The sequence below is a fragment of the Aestuariirhabdus litorea genome, assembly GCF_003864255.1.
GTDB lineage: Bacteria > Pseudomonadota > Gammaproteobacteria > Pseudomonadales > Aestuariirhabdaceae > Aestuariirhabdus > Aestuariirhabdus litorea.
Map to the genome: position 1 here is coordinate 970,427 of NZ_QWEZ01000001.1, position 16,744 is coordinate 987,170.

Below are 16,744 nucleotides of genomic sequence, written 5' to 3' on the forward strand. Positions count from 1 at the left end.
TCCACTTCATGCTAGATCCCGCTAGCGGTCGTCGCTTGACAGATAGCGCCGACAAGTTGACCAAACACGACAACTGCTCTCCGCTGTCCCGCAAGGGCGGGCCCCCGACCTGTGGATGCGGGACCCTAGGGGTTACCCGTTTGCTGGGCGCGTTGGCGCCACTGCAAAGGGGATAGACCGGACCAGCGTTTGAAGGCCCGCGAGAAGGCGCTCAACTCCGAGTAGCCCAGGTTGAGGGCGATGTCGGTGATCGGGGTGTCCGCCGCCAGGGACTCGCGGGCGATCTCAAAACGCACCTGGTCCAGCAGGGTGCGGAACTCCGTGCCGATCAGCTTCAGCTCGCGTTGCAGGGTGCGGATATTGAGCCCCAGCATGGGAGCGATGGTGGTGAGGGTGGCCTCACCGGTCGGGATCAGTTCGTAGATCAGCCGCGACACCTTATGGGGCAGCGGCTGCTCGCGCCCCTGGGATTCCTGCTCCAGAAACGATTCCAGGTAGCGTTTGAGGGCATCTGAGGCGGGGCGTGGGGGCTGCCGGAGCAGGCGGGGAGGGAAGACGATGGCGTCTTTGCTCTGGCCAAAGCGTATCTCGGCATCGATGTACTGGCGATACGCCTCGGGGGGCACCAGTGGTGAATGCCGGAAGTGGATGCGTGCACCCCGCATGGTGTCGGGGGCCATCTCCCGGAGGACGTTGTAACCGAGACCGAGGCTGACCTCGACCACCTGCTCCAGGCCGATCGAGGGGTCGAGATCAAACTCGATCGCCAGTTGCGCCTCCCTCTCCAGCAGGGTGGTGGTCAAGCTGACCCCCAGCGCGTGAAAGTGGAAAAACTTCTTGATCACTTCAAGGCTGTCGGCCACCGTCGCCGCCTGGGAGGCAAGCAGCCCCAGGGGGCCAAAGGTTTTTAGCCCCTGGTAGGTGGAGAGCGCGAGCCCAAAAAGAGGGAAATCGGCACTGTCGGCCCCCCGGTTTAACAGGTGGGCAAAGCTGTTGTAGTCGATCATCAGGTCGTTGGAGCGTAACACGGTGCTCGACAGCCCCTCGGCGGCCAACAGGCTGACGGGGTTGATCTGCAGGCGTCGGCAGAGGGGGTTAAACCCCATCAAGGCGCTGCTTTTCACCTTGAGCCTATTGCTGGCCTGGGACACGGGTGCTCCTTTTATTGTTATGGGCGGCAATCGCGGTGCTGTCGTTAATGATCAATAGGCTGGCGCCAACTGTCAATCATTCGGGCAAGATGTCGCCTTATGTCAATGTTGGGGCGCTAATTGTCAAGCTGGTGCGGGAGGGGGGTGGGTAGTCTGGTCGCTGTGAGTCCCCTGATTGAATCGCCGAACGATTGGCACAAGCCTGATAAGAGGTCGTGATGAGTAACACCGCATTGAAAGTCGCTAATGAACCGAGTCGCATCGATTTCCTGTTTGACAAGCAACGGCAGGCATCTCGCTCCCAGGCGGGCGCCTACCCCAGTCTGCAGGAGCGCCTTGCGCACCTGGACACCCTGGAGCAGTTGCTGGAGAGCAACCAGGATGCGATCTGCGAGGCGATCAACCGGGATTTTGGCAATCGCTGTGCCCAGGAGACCAAGCTCGCTGAGATCTCGATGCTACTGGGCAACATCGCCTACGTTAAAAAGCATCTCAAGGGCTGGGTGAAACCGCAGAAGCGCCACGTGGGGCTGGGATTTTTGGGGGCCAAAAACCAGGTTATTCCCCAGCCCAAAGGGGTGATCGGGGTGGTTGCTCCCTGGAACTATCCCCTGCAGCTGACCGTGGGCCCGGCCATCTTTGCCCTGGCGGCGGGTAACCGGGTGATCATCAAGATGGCGGCTAACTCACAGAACCTGTGCCGCCTGATGGATGAACTTACCGCCAAGGTGTTCGACGAATCGGTGCTGGCCTTCGTGCCCGGCGTTTCTGCCGGCGAGTTTACCGCCCGCCCTTGGGACCACCTGGTGTTTACCGGCTCGCCGGAGACCGGCAAGACAGTGATGGAGACCGCCGCCCGCTACCTGACCCCCGTGACCCTGGAACTGGGGGGCAAGTCCCCCACCATCGTGGCGCCCGATTTTGACCTGCGCACAGCCGCCGAGCGCATGCTGTTCGGTAAGTTGCTGAACGCCGGCCAGACCTGCACCGCCCCTGACTACCTGTTCCTGCCAAGGGGTTCGGTGGATGAGTTTATTGGTCATGCCAAGGCGATCGTGGCCGAACGCTACGGCCGTGCCGACTCCGGCGACTACACCTCCATCATTGACGGTAAGGCGTTCAGCCGTCTCTGCTCAACCCTGGAGGATGCCACCGCCAAGGGGGCCAAGACGGTGCCTCTGACCCAGGGTGACACCCCCAACCCCGAGACCCGCAAGTTGCCGCCCCAGATCGTTCTCGATGTGACTGCGGAGATGGTGATCATGCAGGACGAGATCTTCGGCCCCCTGCTGCCCATCAAGCCTTACGACAGCATCGACGAGGTGATCGACTACATCAACGCCAACGAACGTCCGCTGGCCCTCTACCTGTTCAGCAACAACAAGGCGCTGCAGGAGAAGGTGGTCTACAACACTGTGTCCGGCGGTGTCTCTGTAAACGATACCCTGCTGCACGTGGCGCAGCACGACATGCCCTTTGGAGGTATCGGCAACAGCGGCATGGGCCACTACCACGGCAAGGAGGGCTTTATCGAGTTCTCCAAGCTGCGCCCGGTGTTCAAGCAGGCACGCAACTCCGGCATTCTGATGCTGGCTCCCCCCTACGGCCCGCGCTTCGAGAAGCTGATGAAGCTGATGATCCGCTTCCGTCTGTAATTCGCCGAGATCCTTCTGGCCAGCTGTGCTGGCCGGGTGGATACCCGAGACCCTAATTGAGTGAGAGAGCCCATGTCTGAAGCCAACCCGTCCAGCACTGAAATCCGGCAGCCAGCCCCCCAGGGCGCCACCCGTATCTTTGGGTCGCCGGGTCGCTACGTGCAGGCCGCCGGTTTAATCGACCGCGCCGCCGAGGTGATCAGCACCCTCAAGGTGGCGCGCTGCGCCATCCTCTGCAGCGCACGCAGCCAGCGCAACGAAGCGCTGCGTTTGCAGGCCAGCCTGCATGGCGCGGGAATCGAGACCCGCATCGCCACCTTCGGCGGCGAGTGTTCCCTGCGGGAGATTGAACAGCAGGTGGCCTTCCTGCGCGACGACACCCAGCCAGTGGATGCCTTGATCGCCCTGGGGGGCGGCAAGACCATCGACGCCGGCAAGTCGATCGCCTATCGGTTGCAGGTGCCGAGTATTGTGATGCCAACCCTGGCCTCCAACGACGCCCCCTGCTCGGCGATCTCGGTGATCTACACCCCGGAAGGGGTGACCGAAAGCTTCGAGGTATTTGAGCAGAGCCCGGCGTTGGTATTGGTGGATACCGCCATCATCGCCGAGGCGCCGGCCCGTTTCCTGGTGGCCGGTATCGGTGATGCCATGGCCACCTGGTATGAGGCGCGCGCCTGCCAGCGCAATCCCGCCGGCATTACCCCCTTCGGTGTCCGCCCCACCCTGGCCGGTACCGCACTGGCCGAGGTGAGTGCGAGGGCGCTGTTCGATTACAGCACCCTCGCGGTGCAGGCGGTCGAGTCCCGCCGGGTAAACGAGGCCCTGGAACATATCGTGGAAGCCAACACCCTGCTCAGCGGACTGGGCTTCGAGAGTGGCGGTATTGCCGCTGCCCACGCGGTCGCCCAGGCCTTTACCCTGCTGGAAGAGGTCGATCACAACTACCTGCACGGTGAGATGGTGGCCTACGGTGTACTGACCCAGCTGTTGCTGGAGGGTGACCAGACTGAGGCCGAGCGGGTAGGGCGCCTGTTTGCCGCAGTGGGGCTGCCGGTCAATCTGGCCCAGCTGGGTCTGGAGGCCACGGACAGCCAGTCGCTTGCCACGGTGGTTGAAGCCACCCTGGGCTTCCCCTTTATCGGCAATATGCCGCTGGAGATCACGGCCGAGCAGGTGCAGCAGTCCCTGCTGGCAGTAGACCAGCTGGGCACCCGCCTGATGACAGAACTGGGGGATCTCCCCTACGCACGATTGCATGGAGCCGAGTAACGGCGCGGCTCTCCTTTCCCCGTAAGGGGATTTGCCCCCTGTCCCTACCGGGCAGGGGGTTTTTTTATGCCCAGGGAAGGGCGGTAGATCGCGAGAGGCAGGATGCCGGTAGCGATCAAAAGGGATGTACGGTATGCCGCGGGGCCATGGATGGCCAGGAGCGGCTTATGTCAGGATGTACGGGCCGGCAGCTCTGCTCCTGCAGCTCCTTATCGTCATCCAGGCACTCCTCACTACCCTGTGGGTCGTGATCAAAGGGAAGGGCGGAGTGCCTGCTCAATCGGCAGCGCCTTCGACGGTGGGCCTAGAAACCGGCGATCCGCTGCAGGGTCCAGAAGGCGGCCAGGCTGCCGACGCCGTAGATCAGCAATTGCTGCGCCCGTGCCAAAGGGAAGGCGCGCCAGCGGCGAAGGCCGGCAAAAAGCGCCATTACCAGGGCGACAAAGAGCAGCTGTCCCAGCTCGACCCCGAGGTTAAAAAAGAGCAGGGCGGTACCGATCTCCCGTTGGGGTAACCCCACTTCGCCCAGTACGGAGGCGAAACCGAAGCCGTGGATCAGGCCGAACAACAGCGATACCACCACCGGGTGGCGCCAGGCGAGTGTATCGCGGCGGTCGCGGCTGATTTCGGCGGCCAGGAAGAGAATACTGAGGGCAATGACCGCCTCAACCGGCGGGATCGGGATACGCAGCAGCCCCAGGGTGGTCAGCGCCAGCGTGAGCGAGTGGGCCAGGGTAAACCCGGAGACGGTGACCAGGGTGCGTTTGAGGGTGCCGGCGATCAACAGCAGGCAGAGCAGAAACAGCAGGTGGTCCCACCCCTCCAGAATATGGACAACCCCGAGATAGGCGTACTTCCCCATAAGGTCGCCGGAGGTACGCTGGGCCGGTAGCTGCCAGTGGGTTTCGCCCGGTGCCAGCAGCGTCTGGTGGCGCTCCCCCGAAGCCAGGCTGACCCGGATCAGGGTGGCGATGGAGGGGTTGAAGCGGGGGTAGTCGACGATCAGGGTCTGCCCCGTCAGGGGCTGGCTGCAGAGGGCGAGGGCCTGCGCCCCGGGACCGTCGCGCCGACAGTGCTCGGGCAGGCGCAGAAACGGGGTATTGGCTGCCTCTACCGAAGGGGGAATCTTCAGTTGAAGGTGGTAACGGTAGCTACCCGTCGCCGCGGGCAGTTCCTCAACCTGCAGGTAGAGGGGGCGGCTCTCGTGGGCCAGTAGGGGGGTGGCCCCCAACAGCAACAGGGCGAGCAGGAGCCTAAAGCTGGTTTTCAACATGGTACTGATCCACGATCTTCTGGATGGCCAGGGCCTGCTGTGTTTGCTGTTGCCATTGGCGGTAATCCTGCTCGACACGGGGTCGGATCTCCTCCAGCGCTGGTAGGCGGCCGGCTTGATGCTCGCGGATCAGCACCAGGTGTTCCCCCTGGTCGGAGGCGATGGGTCCCTGCCAGCGGGGGCCGGGGGAGAGGGTGTCCAGTCGCTGCCCGAACCCTGCGCCAAAATGGCTGGCGATAAAGTCGGGGGTGCGCTCTACGTAGTTGCGGTGGTAGAGGTAGCGGTCGCCGTAGCGGGGAGCATCGGCGAAGGCCACCCCCTCGCGGTTGAGCTCGGCGAGCAGGGCCACGGCCGCCGTCCGCGCGGCTTCGCGCCCACGCTTGTCGGCGTTGAAGTAGACGTGGGTGAAGGTCAGGGAGGGGGCTTCGTAGTAGTCCTGGTGGCGACTCTCGAAGAAGTCGGCCAGCGCCCGGGGCTCCACCTCGACCGCGTTGGCCGCCAGCCCCTGGGCGATAAACTCCAGCTTTTGCACCGAACGGCGGCGCACGATGTAGTCGTTGTCGATCATGCCCAGTGCCCGGGCTTCGCGGTAAAGTGCCTCCTCCTTGATGAAGTCCCGCACCAGGGCCTCCCGGTCGCCGGGTGTCAGGGCGTCCAGCCGGCGCTCGGCCAGCTGGGGCTCAAACGCTTTGGAACGGTACTGGATAAAGGTCAGCAGGGCGTTACGATCCACCACGATGGTGTTGGCATCCAGCCGGCTGTTTGCCGGCTTTATCCACTGGTAGCCGGCGAACACCAGAGCGCCCAGGAGCAGGAAATGCAGCAGAGGGTCACGCATTAAACGCACAATCATGGCCGCGCTCCGGTATCAGGGGGTGTACCAGATCGGAGAGGAGTACCCCCGCTCCTGGATCACCGCCGGGTAGTTCAGCTCCTCCTGGGAGCGACCCAGTGCCACCGCGTCCAGCATGGTGTGGCGGGGCGTTGGGATCTGCAGCACGCGCAGGTAGTAGAAGGCGCGTTGGTCCGGATCGAAGGAGGGGTCCTGCCAGACAGTGACCAGCTCGGTGGCGCCGATGCTGTTGCTGTAATAACCGGTTTTGAGGTCGACGGTATTGCCCACCGGCTGGGTATCGGCACCGCGATCTTCCCGCTCGTCGGAGAGGGCCACGTTAAAGACCTGCTCCTGGCTATTACCCTCCTTGTCCAGCCAGCCCTTGACCACCTGTACCCGGTCCAGGTTGGCTCCTTGCGGGTCCTTGACCGCTTGAATCAGGAAGGAGGGGGCTTTGCCTTTCGGCGCCCTGACCAAGTCGCCGCCCATGGGAACCCCCTTGCGATAACCGATTTCGGCCAGGTCATTGGCGGTGGCATCGCTGGCTGTGAAATCAAAGCCGCCAAACAGGCGTACCTGCATGCGCGGCCCGGTGGTGGCGTACACCTCCTTGCGCTTGAAGGCGGCGAACAGGGATTCACGGGTGTTCTGTTCGGCCCACACTGCGACCATCCCCGCGGCGGACATGCTCCAGCCATCGGCGTGGGGGGTGGTCTCCTTGTCCTTGTTTTCGGGGATGGAATCCAGCCCGAATTTGCCCCAGAAGTTGGGCTCGCTGGCGGTGCTGAGGCCAGTATGGGAGTCGGTGGAACCGATCATGCCGAACTTGAAGGGGTTGGCCCCGGTTTTGGCTTCGATCTCCAGTCCCCGCTTAAGGCCGCTTCGGGCGAAGTTGCTCACCTGGTCCACTTCGGTCTGTTGGTCGGCACCGAAGGTCATCACGTGATCAAAGGTTTCGAAGTCGGCGAAGGGGTCCTTGGGTGATACGCTGGGATGGGTTTCGGAGTCGCCCTTGACCTGGGTGATTTCGGCCACCGGTTCCCAGCGCATGCGGGTTCGCGCGTAGCTGGCGCTGATGGGGTGACCGTCGCTATCGAGGTCATTAAACATCAGCCCGTTGCTGATGTTGGAGTTATGGGTGATGGCGACAAAGTCTGCGCCTGTGGCGGTGGAGGTCTTGTCGAGCCAGCTCCAGAAGTCCTCCGGTCGATTACTGTCCATAGAGGAATAGGGCAGAAACTGCCTGGCTGCCTCGCCCCCCTTGTTGGTAAAGACGATACGGTGCAGGTTGGCACCGCCGGGCATGGAGGACCACTCCCAGCCGATAAAGGAGGTAAATTTGCCCGGTTCGTTGTTGCTTTCGGCGGCCTCGATAATGCGGTTCCAGATCGGCTCTCGCACCTGGGAAGTCAACAGTTCGGGGTAGGGCTTGCCTTTGACGACGGTCCCGGCCAGGTCGTAATAGACGCCCTTGCCACCTTTGTCGGCCATTAACTGCAGCAATCTCTGGCCGGTTTCAGTGTCGGTGAGCAGTGCGCTGTTCTCCTCGATCAGCTGCATCACCCCCATGTACTCAGCGTGGTCAGCGACCACCAGGAAATCCAGTGGGCGCTTGAGCTGTACCCGTACCCGGTTAAAAGGGTGGATCACCGGCTGCCCCTTGGCAAAGCGGTAGGCGGTGTCGGGGTCGGCACTCTCATTACCCATCCCGTACGCATCACCAGAGTAGGAGGTGTGCAGGTGGGTGTCACCCCAGAAGAGTTGGGTGGGGGCAGCGAGTGAGGGGTGGGCGCTGAGTCCGGCCAGGGTGACCAGGCCAAGGGCTATTTTTTTCATGAGGGGGCTCCTGACGGGCGCTTGGTTACGCCGCGAATTGTTATTGCCGCCATCATAGAAAAAGCGCCCCAGGATGTGTTGACACTATGCGCAACCGGCTTGATCTTTTGCGACACTGGTCCTGCTTGCTAGCCGCGAGGGGAGCCGGGTTACACCACCTCACCCGCCGCGTGACCCGAGGCCCAGGCCCACTGGAAGTTGTAGCCGCCCAGCCAGCCGGTTACATCCACCACCTCGCCAATGAAGTAGAGGCCGGGCTGGCGCTGGCTCTCCATGGTTTTGGAGGAGAGCTCGTTGCTGTTGACCCCCCCCAGGGTCACCTCGGCGGTGCGGTAGCCCTCGGTGCCAGAGGGCTTCAGTGACCAGCCGTTGAGTTGCTCGCCAATCTGCTGCAGGCGGCGGTCGGGAATCTGGGCCATGGGAGTTTCCCCCAACTCGCTCCACCAGAGCCCTTCCAGCTCGGCGACCAGCGCCTTGGGGAGGTGACGGGCGAGCAGGGTGCGCAGCAGGCTCTTGGGGTGCTCCTGCTTCAGCCCCCGCAGCAATGCGGGGGCCTCCTCCGATGGCAGCAGGTCCAGGGTGACCCTTTGCCCCGGTTGCCAGTAGTTGGAGATCTGCAATACGGCGGGTCCACTCATGCCGCGGTGGGTAAAAAGCAGGGCCTCGGTGAAGCGTGCCTGGCCGCAGGTGAGGGTCGCTGGAATGGCAGTGCCGGAGAGGCGCTCGCACAGCCCCTTGAGCTGGTCGCTGAAGGTAAAGGGGACCAGCCCCGCACGGGTGTCCGTGACCTGGTGGCCAAACTGGCGGGCGATCTCGTAGCCGAAACCGCTCGCCCCCATGGTGGGGAAGGAGAGGCCGCCGGTGGCGACCACCAGTGAGGAGGCGCTGAATGAACCCTGGCTGGTGGTGAGCTGGAACGGCTGCTGATGGCTTATCTGTTCTATAGAGCAGCCAGTGCGGATCTCCACCCCCGCGCTGCGGCACTCCTCCAGCAGCATGGCCAGAATCGCCTTGGCGCTGTCGTCGCAAAACAGCTGGCCGTGGTCTCGTTCGTGCCAGGGGATGCCGTGGCTTGCGACCATGGAGATAAAGTCCCACTGGGTAAAGCGGCTGAGGGCGGACTTGCAGAAGTGCGGGTTGTCACCCAGGTAGTTGTTGGCGCTGACATCCAGGTTGGTGAAGTTGCAGCGCCCGCCGCCGGAGAGCAGGATCTTCTTGCCCGCCTTGTTGCTCTTGTCGAGCACCAGCACGCGCCGACCACGGGCGCCGGCAACCCGGGCACACATCAGGCCGGAGGCACCGGCTCCGATGATAATGACGTCGTATGGCTTCACGCTGGGGTCCTGCAGGCTGGGGGCGGGGGCTGCGTATTGTAGCGGCGTGCCCCCGACCTGTCAGCCTGTCGATGCCAATGGCCAGGCCGGTCATGATTTACTCGGTGTCGATGCTGAAGACCGTCTGCTCGAGGGTGCTTTCGGCATCGTCGATAAACTTGAAGTGGTTCCAGGCAATACGGATCAGGTCGTTGTTGTGCAGCTTGCAACGGCCATCGACCCGCTGGTTATTGACGAAGGTGCCGTTGGTGCTGCCCAGATCCTCGATATAGACATCCATCACCGTGTTGATGGCGGCGTTGGGCTCGCGCAGCAGCCTCGCGTGGCGGCTGCTGACGGTTGCTTCGCTGATCTCGATATCGTTGTCCGGGTGGCGCCCGAGGGTGGTCAGGGGTTGGTCGATCTCGACGCGGTTAACGACAACGTCATCGATCAGCTGGGCCAGTGTTGCCATGGTAATCTCCAGTGTCAGGCGGGTTCGCGGACGAACTCTTTGGTGAGGGATTTGCGCAGGGCCTCGGCCATCTCGGCCGCGTCCTGGTAACGCTTGCCGGCCTCTTTCTGCAGCGCCTTATTGACGATGCGGGTCGCACTCGCCGGTAGGTCGCTGCGGTGGCTGCGCACGCTTTTGTACTTGCTGTTGATGATCTGGTGGGTGAGGTTGACGAGGTTGTCGCCGTTGAAGGGCACCTCACCGGTCAGCAGTTGGTAGAAGGTGACCCCCAGGCTGTAGATGTCGGCAGTGCCGCTGACCTTGGCCCCCTTGATCTGTTCGGGGGACATGTAGAGCGGGCTGCCGAGGATGCTGCCGGTTTTGGTCTGGGAGTCGTCGCTGATGCGGGCGATTCCGAAGTCGGTCACTTTCACCTCGCCGCTGTCGGCGTCGAACATGATGTTGCCGGGCTTGATGTCGCGATGCACGATCTGGTGCCGGTGGGCATAGCTGAGGGCGTCGGCCACCTCGGCCACGATGCGGTAGACCGTGCGCACCGGCAGCAGGCTACCCCCCTTGCAGTGGCGGTTAAGGGGTTCCCCCTTGGCGTAGTCCATGGCGATGAAGGCGAGGTTCTGCTCCTCCCCCATGTCAAAGATGGTGACGATGCTGGGGTGGTTAAGACGCCCGGCGGCCTCCGCCTCACGGAAAAAGCGGGACTTCATCTCCTTGATGCGCGAGCTTTCAAACTGGTCGTAGGTGAGGGTCTTGATCGCCACCGTACGGGCGATACGGGGGTCCCGCCCCAGGTAGACCACCCCCATGGCACCGCGGCCGATCTCGCGGATCACCTCATAGCGCCCCAGGTGCGGGGTGCGACCGCTCTGCTCGGGCAGCATCAGGGTCTGGGTGGTGGCCAGGGGGATCTCAACCTGGGTCTCCCCCAGCTTGCCGCTCAGCTGGTCGATGCGCTGGCCGACATCCTTGAACTGGCGCCTGTGCTGCTGGATGCGGCGGTAGTTGCCGAGGGCACCCAACAGGTCGCGGGTTTTCTCCTGCTGCAGGGCGATGTCGTAGGTGAGTCCCAGCAGTTCGTCGTTGGTACGGCAGCCCGCGATCGCGGTGGCGGCCTCCTCCAGCTTTCCCTGGTGGTAGAGGGTGCTGCCGAGCTGCAGGCTGTTGTGTTCATGGCGCGCCTGCAACCGCTGGTAATCCTGCTGGTAGCGCAGCTGAATCATCATCAATGCCGACCCGCCCAGCAGCAGCAGCAGGGGCTCGGCGATGGGAATCCAGAATCCGTAGAGTGGTTGCAGTGCCAGTTGGCTGCCAGCCAGCAGTGTGCCCAGCAGCAGGCTGGCCAGGGCGCCTTTCGCCGGGGACAGCAGGGGCATCAGCAGTAGCAGGTAGGCGAGAATTAACACTAACACCCCGGCCGATACTCCCGCTCCCCAGGGGGCGCTGCGCAGGTAGTGCTGCTGCTGGAGTGAGAGTAGCGCGCGGGCCAGCGCCTCCCCCTCAGCGGATTCGGTGGCATCAATGATCAGCAGTGTGCGGGGGGTGGCCGCAAGCGCGGCCTGCTCCAGGTCGGTACCCGTAAAGGGGAGGGCCTGACGTGGAAAGATACGTCCATCGCCCGCGCCAGGGGGGAACAGGCTGGTAGCGGAAAGCCCCTGCAAGGGGTCCAGGTTAAGTCCCCTGGCCAGCACCAGCAGCACACTGGGGTAGTCGTGTCCCTGGTTCTGGTAGAGCAGTGGGTAGCCGTAATCCCCTGGCGCTGCCGTAGGCCAGATCCTCAGGTGCGAGGGCCGACTGTTGTCGAGTCTGAGCGGGGGCAGGGGTGTGGACAGGAGGCGGCTAAGCCGCGCCATAAGCGGTTCATCCGGGGATGGGGTGGGGGCGACGGCTGTTGCCTGAGGCGGAGCGGCGGGGAGGCCTTCGGGGGGGGTGCCGATGATCAGCTGCGAGGCTTTTTGCCAGCTCTGGATCTGCTGTAGGCGCGCCATCAGTGGCGCCCCGGCTCCCAGCGACTGCAGAAGATCGGGAGCGAACAGGGGGGGGGCGGGAAGCAGCAAAGCGGCTCGCCCTCCGCGCTCTATATGCTGTTGCAACAGGGCGAAGCTGTCGCTGGCCAGAAGCGGATGCGCCTGCAGACGATCGCGCTCGGCCTTGTGCGGGGTTACCCACAACAAGGGGTGGCGGGTTGGGGTCTCGGCGGCCGGGAACAGGGCGCTGCTCCATTCGAGCCATTGCTGGTTCATCCGCTCCAGCGGGAGCAGGGAGCTGGCCACGGCGCCGGCCAGCAGGCAGACCAGAAAACGGGTGCTAAAAAGGGCCAGCAGCCAATGGGTTATCAGCGTTTTCACGAAGGGTGATCGGGCCTTGTGTTGAAGAGAGAGTGGGCCTGGGGGCTTCGGCCATGGTCAGGCATTATCACAGCTTACCGGAGAGTCTATCCAAAAGCGTGGTTTGCAATTGTGTACCAGGTCTCAGCTTGGTTTTGGCAGACGGGGTTTGGCCGGTATAGATAGCAACCGAGTAAAAAGCTCAGTTTTAGTGACCATTGGTTCCGTTAGCGAGGGGAGTGGCTCGCTAAACTGGGGGAAAGCAGTCATGGAGGAGTAGGGCATGAGCAGATTGATCCACCTGATGGCGCTGCTGGCCAGCGTGCTTGCCTTCAATGCGGTAGCGCTGGAGTCCCCCTTCAAGGTGATCGGGGCAACCACCATCAACGTCCACCAGGCCAGGCAGTTGTTCGATGCGGGGGCGGTTTTCGTTGATGTGCGCAGCGATCGCCAGTGGCGCTGGGGGCATATCAAAGGGGCCCGCCATCTGGAGCTGCGGCGAGATTTCGGTAAATTGTTTTATCCCGGCTACCTGAACCGGGACACCCCTTTAGTGATCTACTGTAATGATCTCGACTGCAAACGCAGTGCCTTTGCCAGTTATCTGGCGGCCCGCTGGGGGTACACCCAGGTGTACTATTTCCGCGACGGCTATTACTCATGGCTGGCTTGGGATATGCCGATCCAGACCCAGCGCAGCGATGAGCGTTTCGACTGGGCCGAGCGATAGTTGCACACCCTTGGTCCCTGCTTAGGGGGCAGGAGTGTGTGGGGTCAGGATGCTGCGGGCTCTGTCCAACCGGGGGGGACCTTACCTTGAACGCGATAGGCAAACGCAATCAGCTGGGCGATGCACAGGTAGAGGTTGTGTGGAATCTCCTCCCCCAGGTCCAGCTGGGCCAGCAACCTTACCAGCTCGGGGTTTTCGTAGAGAGGTATCTTGTGTTCACGCGCAATGGCGATGATCTGCTCGGCCAGGTCGCCCTCACCTTTGGCCGACAGGTGGGGGGCATGCTCGCCGTCGTACTGGAGGGCGACGGCACGGGCGGGGGGCTGTTCGGGAGGTTGCTTCATACGCCCATGCTACGCCAATTTCGGAGCACTGTAATCTCTCGCTTTATTGCGCTGGCTCATTGTGATGGAAGTTGCTTTCAGGTCAGATGGCGGGCTATGTCCAGTGTGCGCTTACAGGGATTGTGGCGGTGAAGGGGAAAGTATGGGGTTACGCACAGTAATCGGAGTGAAGGGTTGGTTGATCTTGCTGGCCTGTCTGTTGCCGCTGGCCACCTCCGTAGAAGGAGCAACGGAGGCGGCGGTCGAAACCACCTACCTTAAACTCATGCGCATGGCTGAGCTGGGCGATGCCCAGGCGCAAAACCTGGTGGGGGTGATGCTCCTTTATGGTGAGGGGGTTGATCGTGACTACGAACGCAGCCATGCCTGGTTTCACGAGTCCGCCGAGCAGGGTCACTTCGTGGCAGCACGAAACCTGGGTATTTTCCACAGTGGCATTTTACCGGGGCTCCCGGAAATTTTCGTTGACACCCAGGAGAGCAATCTCTGGTTCAGCCTGGCGGCGGCCAGTCTTGCCAACCCGGAGCGAGCCGAGTTAACCGGTGACGTCTATGAGCTTATTCTTCAGGAAAAGATGACGCCCCAGGCCCAGGATGAAACCGACTATCAATTTGGTGAGCGTATCTATCTGGGGCTTTGCGCGGGCTGTCATGGGTTTAATGGGTGGGGGGTCCATGAAGGGGTGCCCTCCTTTGCCCAGCACGATCGCCTTAATAAAGACGACTCCGAGTTGGTGCGTTCGGTCCTCTATGGGTTGGGCAATATGCCGGCCTGGGAGGATAGCTTTTCCGTCTGGGAAAGCTATAAGGTAGTGGCCTATATCCGTGAACGCTTCATTCTCCGCGGCGATACCATTCCACCCCGTCCGGGAGTGGCCACTGTGGATAACCCTGGCGAGCTCCAGAAGGGGGAGCGCGCCTATTTCACCTTCTGTGCCGGTTGCCACGGATTTAGCGGTATCGCCTACTACCGTAACTCACCCTCGTTTGCGCTGGGTGACCGAATGGATAAACCCGACTGGGAGTTAATCCGGAGTATCTCCAATGGTAAAGGACAGATGCCGGGTTGGGAGGGGAAACTTGAGGATTCCACCCTGGAATCGTTGATGAAGTATATCCGTACCCTGAAACCCAAATTTGACTCCGGTCTGGTGAACCACCTGCGGGAGTCTCCTGCCTACTATTTTCGCTTTCGTCCGCGGGGCGAAGAGGGGAGCGGGGAGGACTGGGGTTGGATGAGGCGCTAGGCGGCTGAGTTCGGTTGTGGCTAGGTATGAATATCCACCAGGGATCGCTCCAGGCGGGTCTCCCTGGGAGGAGGCAACCCCCGCTTGCAGCGTAGCTCCTCCACCTCCAGTCCAGCGCTGGTTAACGCGCTTCTTAACTCGCCCAGGTGGGCCCCCAGGAGCTGTAGGGTTTGCGGTGCATCTGCCCATAGGGTGATGGCGGCACGGTTGTCGACCAGGCTTAGCAGGGCCTGAAAGGGCGCCAGTGGGGCGACTTCAAAGGCCAGGTTGATCTGCCAGCGGAGCTCCTTGTCGGCGCGCTCTTTTTTCTTGTCACGCTGGGCATACTGCTCAATCAGCAGCTGAATACTGTCCAGCTGCTGCCCGTTACGGATGGGCAGCTCGTAGAACCAGGTGTTGATGGGTGCGTTAGGATCCGCCGAGGGTGCCTGTTGCTGGATCAGGCTCTGGATCTGCTGGGTCTGGATGCGGGCCGCGGCCGAAGCCAGCTGCAGGGCGAGGCTCGTGACCGAGAGTTCAGCGCTGGTGGCCGGTGCATCGGAACGGATACCCGAGATCGATGCGAACTGGGGAAAGGGCGGAAGCGTGCTGGCCCGGGGAGCACTGTCGTAGGGGGTGGCGGTGCCGGCCCTGGCGGCCGGCGATAGTTGTTGTAGCCACTGCAACAGGGTGCGCCCCCCCTCGCTGGTGCCGGCCGCTGAGCTGCCCAGTGCCTGTAAGGCATTGAGCAGAAGTCCTTTGAGGTCGCCACTGATGTTGGTGGTGGTATTGGAGGGAGGCGCAGCCGGGGTGGTGGCGGTATTGGCTATACTGAGCAGCGCCATGCGCGACTCCAGTTGCAGGCCACTGTTGGCCAGCTGGCTGCGCACCGCTTCGGGTGAGCTTAGGCGGGCAGGGGTGGGTAGCTGGTTGAGCAGTCGTTCCACCGCCTGCTGCGCCGTTTGGCTCAGGGGGGAGGATTGCCGGGCCTGGAGTTGTGGGTACTGTTCAAGCAGTTGCCCGATAGAGCTGAGTAAAGGCCGCTGGATAAAGGGCGCCAGTTGCTGAAGCTGCTGGTGCAGCGGGCTCTGGCGGATGGCGGCGGGCGGGTTGGGCTGCAGCTCCAGGCTCAGCTTGCCGTCGCGAATCACCAGTACCAGCGGCTGGTTGGGGGGCGGCAGCTGACGGGTAGCCAGCAGCAGCTCCTTGCCCGCCACCAGGGCGCGAATCAGCAGGCTCGGATCCCGGGTCAGTTCGATCACCGGCTCTTTGCCGGGCAGGTAGCTTTGGATCGATTTGACGATCACGGCCAGTTGCGGTGGCGAGCGCTCCCGGATCGCCTCCAGCAGGCGTGCAACCGGGTCATTAGAGGGGCGTGGCGGGGTGTCGGTTTTGTGGTGGTTGGCGGGAGGGGTAGGCAAACCTGGGCTTGCTGCGGGCGGCAGGCGGGGTATTGAAGGTTTTGGGGGATCAACCGACATGAGCAGAAGAGGTGCCGATGGTGTCTCAATGTGGCACTATTATTGACTAGGCTCATCGGTTTTGGAAACTTTTTGTATATAATGCCAGACGCTTAAGGGACGCGCCCGCGGTTGTCCTAAGATGAAAACGGCTCGATTTCAACCCCGCGTTTTTGCCGTTAGCCGTGGTTAACCTGACAGATAGACGGAGTAACGTTTGAACCCCTTTCTACAAGTGCGCCAGCTGGGATGTGAGCGAGACGAGCGGGTATTGTTCAGCGCTCTGGATTTCGACCTCAGCGCGGGCGATATCCTGCAGATCGAAGGCCCCAATGGCAGCGGGAAAACCACCATGCTGCGAGCGCTCTGTGGCCTGTCCGCCGATTTCGAGGGTGAGATCAGCTGGCGTGGAACCTCCATTAAGGATGACCGTGAAAGCTATTTCAGCGAGCTGCTTTACGCCGGCCACAGTGTTGGGGTGAAGGCCCAGCTGACCCCGCAGGAGAACCTTGCCTGGTACTGCGGTCTGCATGTGAGTGTGACCGACGAGGAGGTCAATGAGGCCCTCGAAAAGGTGGGGCTCTTCGGGTTTGAAGATGTGCCCTGTCACAGTCTCTCGGCCGGCCAGCAGCGACGGGTCGCCCTGGCGCGCCTGCATCTGGCCAGACAGCCCCTGTGGATTCTCGATGAGCCCTTTACCGCCATTGATAAAGCGGGGGTGGCGGCCCTGGAGCAGTTGCTGGTCCGGCACGCCGAAAAGGGCGGTGCCATCATCCTCACCACCCACCACGACCTGGCCATGGTCTACCCAGATCTCAGGCGCATCAGCCTTGCCACTCGGGAGCAGTAGTTAG

14 protein-coding genes are annotated in these 16,744 nt (G+C 62.4%); 5 read left to right on the forward strand and 9 right to left on the reverse strand.

Annotated features, from left to right (window positions below):
* Window positions 1–125 precede the first annotated feature (125 nt).
* A complete protein-coding gene (locus tag D0544_RS04615) occupies window positions 126–1,151 on the reverse strand; it encodes an AraC family transcriptional regulator (RefSeq protein ID WP_125014826.1) in 1,026 nt (341 codons plus the stop codon).
* Between the two features lie 218 nt (window positions 1,152–1,369).
* Between D0544_RS04615 and D0544_RS04620 the strand changes: the two genes are divergently transcribed.
* Complete coding sequence (locus D0544_RS04620; protein ID WP_125014827.1) at window positions 1,370–2,806, forward strand: coniferyl aldehyde dehydrogenase; 1,437 nt, start codon at window positions 1,370–1,372, stop codon at window positions 2,804–2,806.
* 72 nt (window positions 2,807–2,878) lie between these two features.
* The gene (locus D0544_RS04625; RefSeq protein ID WP_125014828.1) at window positions 2,879–4,078 is read left to right on the forward strand and encodes a glycerol dehydrogenase; all 1,200 of its coding nucleotides are present in this window, start codon (window positions 2,879–2,881) and stop codon (window positions 4,076–4,078) included.
* Between the two features lie 304 nt (window positions 4,079–4,382).
* Here the strand turns inward: D0544_RS04625 and D0544_RS04630 are convergent, their stop codons facing one another.
* From D0544_RS04630 to D0544_RS04655, 6 genes are all read right to left on the reverse strand, one after another.
* On the reverse strand, window positions 4,383–5,351 hold the full coding sequence (locus D0544_RS04630; RefSeq protein WP_125014829.1) for a HupE/UreJ family protein: 969 nt from the start codon (window positions 5,349–5,351) through the stop codon (window positions 4,383–4,385).
* Window positions 5,332–6,204, reverse strand: a complete 873-nt coding sequence (locus D0544_RS04635) for a peptidyl-prolyl cis-trans isomerase (protein ID WP_125014830.1) — start codon at window positions 6,202–6,204, stop codon at window positions 5,332–5,334. Before D0544_RS04635 ends, D0544_RS04630 begins: the two co-directional genes overlap by 20 nt.
* Window positions 6,205–6,219: 15 nt before the next feature.
* Complete coding sequence (locus D0544_RS04640; protein WP_125014831.1) at window positions 6,220–8,022, reverse strand: DUF3604 domain-containing protein; 1,803 nt, start codon at window positions 8,020–8,022, stop codon at window positions 6,220–6,222.
* Window positions 8,023–8,171: 149 nt separating this feature from the next.
* Entirely contained in the window at window positions 8,172–9,356 is a 1,185-nt protein-coding gene (locus D0544_RS04645; RefSeq protein ID WP_125014832.1) for a BaiN/RdsA family NAD(P)/FAD-dependent oxidoreductase, read from the reverse strand.
* A 97-nt stretch (window positions 9,357–9,453) separates the two neighbouring features.
* Entirely contained in the window at window positions 9,454–9,810 is a 357-nt protein-coding gene (locus tag D0544_RS04650; RefSeq protein ID WP_125014833.1) for an FHA domain-containing protein, read from the reverse strand.
* 14 nt (window positions 9,811–9,824) lie between these two features.
* A complete protein-coding gene (locus tag D0544_RS04655; protein WP_125014834.1) occupies window positions 9,825–12,152 on the reverse strand; it encodes a serine/threonine-protein kinase in 2,328 nt (775 codons plus the stop codon).
* 262 nt (window positions 12,153–12,414) lie between these two features.
* On the opposite strand from D0544_RS04655, the gene D0544_RS04660 reads away from it, so the two are divergent.
* Window positions 12,415–12,861: a rhodanese-like domain-containing protein gene (locus tag D0544_RS04660; RefSeq protein ID WP_125014835.1), complete on the forward strand. Its 447-nt coding sequence runs from the start codon at window positions 12,415–12,417 to the stop codon at window positions 12,859–12,861.
* A 44-nt stretch (window positions 12,862–12,905) separates the two neighbouring features.
* Here the strand turns inward: D0544_RS04660 and D0544_RS04665 are convergent, their stop codons facing one another.
* The gene (locus D0544_RS04665) at window positions 12,906–13,205 is read right to left on the reverse strand and encodes an EscU/YscU/HrcU family type III secretion system export apparatus switch protein (RefSeq protein ID WP_125014836.1); all 300 of its coding nucleotides are present in this window, start codon (window positions 13,203–13,205) and stop codon (window positions 12,906–12,908) included.
* A 142-nt stretch (window positions 13,206–13,347) separates the two neighbouring features.
* On the opposite strand from D0544_RS04665, the gene D0544_RS04670 reads away from it, so the two are divergent.
* Window positions 13,348–14,451 carry a c-type cytochrome gene (locus D0544_RS04670; RefSeq protein WP_164880835.1) on the forward strand — a complete coding sequence of 368 codons (1,104 nt, stop codon included), beginning with the start codon at window positions 13,348–13,350 and terminating at the stop codon, window positions 14,449–14,451.
* Window positions 14,452–14,471: 20 nt separating this feature from the next.
* Here the strand turns inward: D0544_RS04670 and fliK are convergent, their stop codons facing one another.
* Window positions 14,472–15,851 carry a flagellar hook-length control protein FliK gene (gene fliK, locus D0544_RS04675; RefSeq protein WP_164880836.1) on the reverse strand — a complete coding sequence of 460 codons (1,380 nt, stop codon included), beginning with the start codon at window positions 15,849–15,851 and terminating at the stop codon, window positions 14,472–14,474.
* A gap of 256 nt (window positions 15,852–16,107) precedes the next feature.
* On the opposite strand from fliK, the gene ccmA reads away from it, so the two are divergent.
* Window positions 16,108–16,740 (forward strand): cytochrome c biogenesis heme-transporting ATPase CcmA, encoded by a 633-nt coding sequence (gene ccmA / locus D0544_RS04680; RefSeq protein WP_125014839.1) that lies wholly within the window; start codon window positions 16,108–16,110, stop codon window positions 16,738–16,740.
* Window positions 16,741–16,744: the final 4 nt, after the last annotated feature.

What these genes read in the sequence shown, in the direction of transcription:
- D0544_RS04620 (WP_125014827.1), top strand. Translation starts at nt 1,370, where the DNA reads ATGAGTAACACCGCATTGAAAGTCGCTAATGAACCGAGTCGCATCGAT.
- D0544_RS04625 (WP_125014828.1), top strand. Translation starts at nt 2,879, where the DNA reads ATGTCTGAAGCCAACCCGTCCAGCACTGAAATCCGGCAGCCAGCCCCC.
- D0544_RS04630 (WP_125014829.1), bottom strand. Translation starts at nt 5,351, where the DNA reads ATGTTGAAAACCAGCTTTAGGCTCCTGCTCGCCCTGTTGCTGTTGGGG.
- D0544_RS04635 (WP_125014830.1), bottom strand. Translation starts at nt 6,204, where the DNA reads ATGATTGTGCGTTTAATGCGTGACCCTCTGCTGCATTTCCTGCTCCTG.
- D0544_RS04640 (WP_125014831.1), bottom strand. Translation starts at nt 8,022, where the DNA reads ATGAAAAAAATAGCCCTTGGCCTGGTCACCCTGGCCGGACTCAGCGCC.
- D0544_RS04650 (WP_125014833.1), bottom strand. Translation starts at nt 9,810, where the DNA reads ATGGCAACACTGGCCCAGCTGATCGATGACGTTGTCGTTAACCGCGTC.
- D0544_RS04660 (WP_125014835.1), top strand. Translation starts at nt 12,415, where the DNA reads ATGAGCAGATTGATCCACCTGATGGCGCTGCTGGCCAGCGTGCTTGCC.
- D0544_RS04665 (WP_125014836.1), bottom strand. Translation starts at nt 13,205, where the DNA reads ATGAAGCAACCTCCCGAACAGCCCCCCGCCCGTGCCGTCGCCCTCCAG.
- D0544_RS04670 (WP_164880835.1), top strand. Translation starts at nt 13,348, where the DNA reads ATGGGGTTACGCACAGTAATCGGAGTGAAGGGTTGGTTGATCTTGCTG.